Origin of the sequence: Methylobacterium sp. WL64 (assembly GCF_008039945.1) — a bacterium.
GTDB lineage: Bacteria > Pseudomonadota > Alphaproteobacteria > Rhizobiales > Beijerinckiaceae > Methylobacterium.
Map to the genome: position 1 here is coordinate 23,120 of NZ_VRVA01000071.1, position 6,000 is coordinate 29,119.

The 6,000-nt window shown below is 66.1% G+C and carries 3 protein-coding genes and 2 pseudogenes; all 5 read left to right on the forward strand.

All coding sequences use genetic code 11. The annotated features are described in order from the left end of the window. The first annotated feature begins 420 nt into the window (after positions 1 to 420). The gene (locus tag FV242_RS22915; protein ID WP_147940531.1) at positions 421 to 2,010 is read left to right on the forward strand and encodes a DUF4214 domain-containing protein; all 1,590 of its coding nucleotides are present in this window, start codon (positions 421 to 423) and stop codon (positions 2,008 to 2,010) included. A 193-nt stretch (positions 2,011 to 2,203) separates the two neighbouring features. After that, a complete protein-coding gene (locus FV242_RS22920; RefSeq protein WP_281407093.1) occupies positions 2,204 to 3,928 on the forward strand; it encodes a type I secretion system permease/ATPase in 1,725 nt (574 codons plus the stop codon). Next, positions 3,928 to 5,277, forward strand: coding sequence for an HlyD family type I secretion periplasmic adaptor subunit (locus FV242_RS22925; protein ID WP_147940533.1), 1,350 nt, complete (start codon positions 3,928 to 3,930; stop codon positions 5,275 to 5,277). The genes FV242_RS22920 and FV242_RS22925 overlap by 1 nt, the downstream gene beginning before the upstream one ends. Positions 5,278 to 5,408: 131 nt before the next feature. Beyond that, positions 5,409 to 5,770, forward strand: a pseudogene (locus FV242_RS22930) (transposase); the annotation flags it as partial. Between the two features lie 58 nt (positions 5,771 to 5,828). Then, positions 5,829 to 6,000 (forward strand): annotated as a pseudogene (locus tag FV242_RS22935) (IS256 family transposase); the annotation flags it as partial.

Sequence of the window (6,000 nt, forward strand, 5' to 3'; positions counted from 1 at the left end):
TGGTCTCAAATGTTGCTTCCGAGGCCGATGAGATTTCAGGTTGCAGTGGCCATTTTTATGCATTTATACAATCTGATTCAGAAATATATATCATAATAAATTTGTTCCTATTTGATCCGCGACCAAGATGATTGATCTTACGGACTGTTGGGCACTGCTGATACAAGCTGGTAAGTATTCGGCCTGCTCAAAAATTTACTGATCGCGACCGACCTAATTGGAGATTGTCATTCTCAGTACGTTGCAGGTGATGACGCTGAGGATGGGATATAAATCATTCCAACAATAGCCGACCGCGCCCTAAATTACCCGCGGGTAGCTCAATAATGCTCGGCCGTTACGGCGCGGAGACCATCTTTGTGAAACCAAATTTTAATTTTCTGAGTCTATCATGGGCACTTCCGGATTTGGGTGCGATCGATGCCATCAGTCGATTTGGCCGGTTACAAACTGACTTTTGACGACGAGTTCAACAATCGGAGCATCTCGCAACGAGGTGCTGGAACGACCTGGGCTGACATCCGGTCAGAGTGGCGTTTCGATGCCAGCTCAGACATCGGTTTTGGTAGGTCTTCTTTCGTCGATAAGACCTCAGGCTACGATCCATTCAACGTTCAGAGCGGCGCGCTTTCGGTCACGGCAGTGCCCGATCGGACCACGTCGGGATATCCCGGTAGCTGGGAGTCCGGCCTGATCACGACGCAGGGAAACTTTTCTCAGACCTACGGCTACTTCGAAATCCGGGCCGACTTCTCGGATCGAGCCGGTGCCTGGGATGCGTTCTGGTTGCTGCCGAATCAGCAAACTCCGGACCTGCACAATACCGGCGGCCATCAGGAGCTAGATGTCGTCGAGCATTATGGCGGTTGGGATCGGGGTGTCTACAGTACTATCCACACGACCGACCCGCAGGGCAGCATTCCCTGGCAGCAAAATCGTCAAGTCTACAGTGAAATGTCCGATCCAGCGGGCTACCACACATATGGTGTCAATTGGCAGCAGGATACAATCAACTTCTATGTCGACGGGCAGTTGAAAGGTTCGCAGGCGACGCCGTCGGACATGCACGATCCGATGTACTTAATAGCTAATTTGGCGACGCAGGATGGCGCTTCAGGTAATTCGATCACATCAAGCATCGATTACATCCGTGCATACTCGAACAATCCAAATGCAGTCGCTGTCCAGCAAGGGATCGTTTCCTCGCCGGATGGACACGATCCGGGCCTGTACGGCGCCGCGACGGGTTCATATCGAGATGGCAACCTCACTGTCATCGATCAGAATGCCGCCGCCGTCGCGCGGCTGTACTATGCGATGTTGGATCGCGCCCCCGACGCGGCCGGACTGCAGAGCTATACCGATGCGGTTAAGAGTGGCGGCATGTCACTGCACGATATCGCTCAGGCGGCGCTCAACTCGTCTGAGTACGCGACCGTCCACGGCATCCAGACCGACGGCGCTTACGTGGAGAACATCTACGAGCAGGTGCTCGGGCGTGACGCCGACATGGCCGGGCTGCAGTCATGGACGAATGCTCTAGCTCACGGCACAGCCCGGACCAGCGTAGCAATCGCTGCCGTCGACTCGGCGGAGTTCCAGGGCCACTACGTGGGACAGAGCAGTGCGGTCTACGTCGAGGGTTTGTATGAGCACTTGTTCGGCCGCCACGGCGATGCGGCCGGCTTGCAATCATGGACTAACGCTCTCGATAGTCGCGCCATCAGTCGGGTGGAACTCGCCAACGCGTTCGTCAACTCGACTGAGTTCCAAGCGCATTTTGGTTTGCAGAATGGCGGAGCGAGTGGCGGCCAGAGCGATGCGTCGTTCGTTGAAGGCCTGTACGAGAACGCCCTCGGGCGTCATGCCGACGCCGCTGGCTTGCAAGGATGGACTGATGCGCTGGTTCACGGCACGTCTCGTGCCGATGTGGCAGTGGCCATCGCTGAGGGAGCAGAAGCTCAGCTGTATCTCGCCGTTCAAATCCAACAAAGCTACCACGTTGCGTAGTATTTCGATGGCAGCTGGGTGCCTGGCGCGACGGAACCGTCTTCTCGCTCTCGCCGGATCCGGAACAGGGACGATGGGTCGTTAACAAACGCCTCGCAGCCCGATCACCCTTTTCCGGTTTGGTTACGCGCCGTGGGATATCGCTGACATGCGGGGTTGCCCCCGACATAACTTCGGCGAAGGGGACAGGAACGTGGCGCATCACCGACCATCGGGCGAACTGAGCGGCGCTCTGTGGCGCAGTTCGCACGCGTTCCTCGCGGTGGCTGGGATGAGCGGGCTGGTGAACCTGCTCACCCTCACCGGCTCGTTCTTCATGCTCGAGGTCTACGACCGGGTCATCCCGAGCCGGTCGATCCCGACGCTGGTCGGGCTGTGCGTCCTGGCGCTGACCCTGTTCGCCGCGCAGGCCGCGCTCGAGGCCCTGCGCACCCGCATCCTCGCCCGGATCGGCGCCGCCCTCGACGCCGATCTCGGCGCGCGCGTGTTCGCGTTGAGCGTGCAGGTCCCCTTGCGGGGGGCGCGGCCCGAGGATGCCGGCCAACCGCTGCGCGACCTCGACCAGATCCGCAGCTTCCTGAGTGGCTCCGGGCCCTCCGCCCTGTTCGACCTGCCGTGGCTGCCCGCCTACGTGGCGCTGTGCTTCCTGTTCCACCCGTTGATCGGTGCGGTCGCGATCGGCGGCGCCGTGCTGCTCGCCGGCCTGACCGCCGTCACCGACCTCGCCACGCGCCGGCCGACGCAGCTCTCGACCACGCACGCGGCGCGCCGGCAGGCTGCGTCCGAGGCGGCGCGGCGCAACGCCGAGGTCATCGCCGCGATGGGCCTGCAAGGGGCGATCGGCCGGCGCTGGCAGACGGCGCACGACGCCTGCACCGATGCCCAGCAGCGCAATGCCGACATCGCCGGCGGCCTCGGCGCCGTATCAAAGGCCACCCGCATGGCGCTGCAATCGGGCGTGCTCGCGCTCGGCGCCTGGCTGGTGATCAACAACCAGGCCTCAGGCGGCATCATCATCGCCGCCTCGATCCTGGTGGCGCGCGCGCTGGCGCCGGCCGAACTCGCGATCGCCAACTGGAAGGGGGTCGTGGCCGCCCGCCAGAGCTGGCGCCGGCTGGCGCTGGCACTGGACCGGATGCCGGCCGGGGCCGCACCGCTCGCCCTGCCGGCCCCACGCGCGAGCCTGACGGTCGAGGCGGTCAGCCTGATGCCTCCGGGCAGTCAGCGCGTGGTCGTGCACGATGCGAGCTTCCGGCTCGCCGCCGGGCAGGCGCTGGGGGTGATCGGCGCCTCGGCCTCGGGCAAGTCGAGCCTGGTGCGGGCGCTGGTGCGGGTGTGGACCCCGGCGCGCGGCCGGGTCCGGCTCGATGGGGCGGCACTCGAGCAGTGGTCGGCCGAAGCGCTCGGGCCGCACGTCGGCTACCTGCCGCAGGAAGCCGAGCTGTTCGCCGGCACGGTCGCCGAGAACATCGCCCGCTTCCAGGATAGCGCATCGCCTGAGGCGATCGTGGCCGCGGCGGAGGCGGCGGGCGCGCACGAGATGATCCTGCGCTTAGCCCAGGGCTACGACACGCCGTTGGGCGACGCCGGCGCCGGGCTCTCGGCCGGGCAGCGTCAGCGCGTCGGGCTGGCCCGGGCGCTGTACGGGGCGCCGTTCCTGGTGGTGCTCGACGAGCCCAACGCCAACCTCGACGCCGAGGGCGAGGCGGCGCTGACCCGGGCGATCCACGGCGTGCGTCTTCGCGGCGGGATCTGCGTGGTGGTCGCCCACCGCCCGAGCGCGCTGGCGGCGGTCGATCACGTGCTGATCATGGCCGAGGGCCGGGTGCAGGCGTTCGGGCCGAAGGACGAGGTGCTCAAACGCGCCCTGCGCCCGGTGGCGGCGCAGCAGACCGAGCAACAGCGGGAGAGCGCGTGATGTCGGCCGGAACCTTCACCCTGCCCGGCGCCGGGCTGCCGGCGCAACCGCGCCCACACCCGCGCGCCTCGATCCGGCGCCACCTGCTGGTCACCGGCGCGCTCTCGCTCGCCCTGGTGCCGGGGGTGGGCGGCTGGGCGGCGCTGACCTCGTTTGCCGGGGCGGTGATCGCCCCGGGCCAGCTTGTAGTCGAGTCCGAGGTCAAGAAGGTGCAGCACCCCACCGGCGGCGTGGTCGGCGCGCTGCTGGTCAAGGACGGCGACCGGGTGCGCGCCGGCGACGTGCTGGTGCGCCTGGACGAGACCCAGACCCGGGCCAACCTCGACATCACCCGCAAGGCGCTGGACGAGCTGGCCGCGCGCCGTGCCCGCGACGAGGCCGAGCGCGACGGCGCGGCCGCTGTGGCGTTCCCGCGCGAACTGCTGGGGCAAAGGACGGCGAACCCGGAGATCGAGCCGCTGATCGAGGGCGAGAGCCGGCTGTTTGCCGCCCGGCTCGCCAGCCGCGAGGGTCAGCGCGCGCAGCTCACCGAGCGGGCGGCGCAGCTGGGGCAGGAGGTCACCGGTCTGACCGAGCAGGCGGCCGCCAAGGCGCGCGAGATCGCGCTGATCGGGACCGAGCTGGGCGGGGTGCGCACGCTGTACGCGAAGAACCTGGTGCCGATCACCCGGGTGACCGCGCTGGAGCGGGACGCGGCGCGACTGGAGGGCGAGCGCGGGCAGCTTGTGGCCTCGACCGCCTCGGCGCGGGGCAAGATCGCGGAGACCAAGCTGCAGATCCTGCAGGTGGACGCGGAGATGCGCGCCGAGGTCGGCAAGGACCTGGCGGAGATCCGGGGCAAGTGGTCGGAGCTGGTCGAGAAGCGGGTCGCGGCCGAGGACCAGCTCAAGCGGGTGGAGTTGCGCGCGCCGCAGGACGGGGTGGTGCACCAGATGAGCGTGCACACGGTGGGCGGGTTGGTCGTGCCGTCGGAGCCGGCGATGCTGATCGTGCCGGACGCGGACCGTCTCACGGTCGAGGTGCGGGTTCAGCCGCAGGACATCGACGCGGTGCGGCTCGGGCAGCGTGCGGTGCTGCGGTTCTCGGCGTTCAACGCGCGCACGACGCCGGAGGTGGACGGGACGGTGACGCGGATGTCGGCAGACGTGACCGCGGATCAGAAGACCGGACAGAGCTACTACACGGCGCGGGTCGGCCTGTCGGGTGCGGAGCTGGCGCGTCTGGGCGAGGTACGGCTGGTGCCGGGGATGCCGGTGGAGGCACACTTGCAGATCGGCGAGCGCACGGTGCTGAGCTACCTGGTCAAGCCACTCTCCGACCAGATCGCTAAAGCCTGGCGCGAACGGTGAGATGGGCGCAAATTTCCACGCCTTCGTGCTTAATCGCTGACGATAACGCGATTGACGTCCCCTCATCGCTTTGGCCCGGCCTGAGTGCGAGTTTTCCGGTTTTGTGAGACCCTGACGGGATGAGCGGAGCGGTGAGGAAGAGTAGGTTCACCGAGGAGCAGGTCGCCTTCGCGCTGAAGCAGGCCGAGACCGGGTTGTCGGTCGCGGAGGTGCTGCGCCGGATGGGCATCTCCGAGCAGACGTGTCTCCCGCTGGAAGAAGCTCTACGGCGGGCTCGGCACGGGTGAGCTGCGGCGGCTACGGCAGTTCGACGAGGAGAACCGCAAGCTCAAGCAGCTCGCGGCCGATCTGAGCCTCGACAAGCACATCTTGTGAGGCACGTGCTCGCAAAAAAGCTCTGACGCCTGCTCGGCGTCGCGAGCTCGTGCACCAGGTTCAGGAGGCGCACGGGGTGAGTGAGCGGCGCAGCTGCGTCGCGCTCGGCGTCGGCCGGTGGGACTGTCAGGAATTTCGTGTGGAGGCGGCCATAGTGGATCCGAAGGAGGTTCCCGATGGCACGACGCAAAGCACCCCACATCCCTGACGCGATCCTGGATCAGCTCCTGGCCGGGGCCGATCCGAAGACGGCGTTCGAGTCCGACGGCTTACTGGACGCACTGAAGAAGGCCCTGGCCGAGCGTGCGCTCAACGCCGAGATGGACCACCATCTGGCGGGCGAGGAGG